Origin of the sequence: Lactobacillus sp. wkB10 (assembly GCF_000760615.1) — a bacterium.
Lineage (GTDB): Bacteria > Bacillota > Bacilli > Lactobacillales > Lactobacillaceae > Lactobacillus > Lactobacillus huangpiensis.
In genome coordinates, this window is sequence record NZ_JRJB01000029.1 from 1 (window position 1) to 1,199 (window position 1,199).

1 protein-coding gene is annotated in these 1,199 nt (G+C 35.9%); it reads right to left on the bottom strand.

Features of this window, described 5'->3' with window-relative positions; all coding sequences use genetic code 11:
- Positions 1 to 185 precede the first annotated feature (185 nt).
- A partial coding sequence (locus tag LACWKB10_RS09745) for an SLAP domain-containing protein (protein ID WP_034981767.1) occupies positions 186 to 1,199 on the bottom strand: 1,014 nt, incomplete at its 5' end.

Sequence of the window (1,199 nt, forward strand, 5' to 3'; positions counted from 1 at the left end):
TTTTGATTGTCTAATTTCTGCAATCAAAACAAGGAATCATATAATTTTATTCTGTGCCTTTCTTGATAATTAATGAAGGTAAAAAATGGTGAATTAAATTAGGCAAATATCTTAATAAAAAATGCATCCAATAGCTGGCTTTTACTATTAGGTGCATTTAAATTATTTAGTTCTCTTAAAATAATTTATTTGGTCATTTTTTGCTTAGCAGCTTGACTTGCTTCTTCAGCTGTGTTGATCGGCTTTAGTTTTACGCCGTCAATAAATCTAACATCACTCGCTTTGACATAGCTATCGCCAAAATCTACTTCACTACCGCCACTTCCGTCTGGCTTATCAGTGGCATAAAACCAATGACCCTTCATATGATAAAACAGTTCTGCTTTATTTTCGGCTGGTACCCAAATATAAAGCAATTTATCTACCTTTATATTACCGCCTTGTTTCCTAATTCTTTGTCCATCATTATCTTGCTTGGTGCCATCAGCATTATAGACGTCTGTATCTTGATAAAATCTAATATAGGAATAATGCTCGGAGTTATAAAAATGATGCGGAAGCTCTTTTTTAACTTTAACGTCTAGGCAATTGAGCCAATTATTCGTCCCTTTAATGCGATAAATAACTGCATTTGGAATAGCCATATTGGTTATATCGTCGGCATATCCTTCTTCTTGAGCTCGGTCGACTATAAAAGTAGTACCTTTTTTAGCCTTTTTAGTAGTTTTGAGACCATTATTGATCTCATAAATTGGAGTCCCACCGTCTTTTGTCACTGTTGCAATAGTTTCTTCGGTGTTTGAAGCTGTGATTTTGCCCAAGTTGCCGGCTTTCACATATTGTTTTGCAGGACCACCAATGCGGTAGTAGCGCAAACCATTCTTAAACTTGACGGTGCCACCATAAGTTGTAATGGAAGTTCCTTTTCTAATTAAACGATAGTCAGCCCTGCGTGAACTTGTAGCATAAACATAAGAGTTACGTTTGACCTTGCGTTTAACGCCATCGATGTTATTAGCTTTAATATATTGCTTTTTCCCGCTAATTTTATAGTATGGGGCATAGGGCTTGAAAGTTAGGATTAATGGTCTTTTTTCAACTTTGACCTGATGAAAAGCTGGATATTTAGCATCTACCTTTTGTCCATCTTCATCGTATGCTTGTGACGTATACATAACAGTTCTTATAGCACTGGGAAT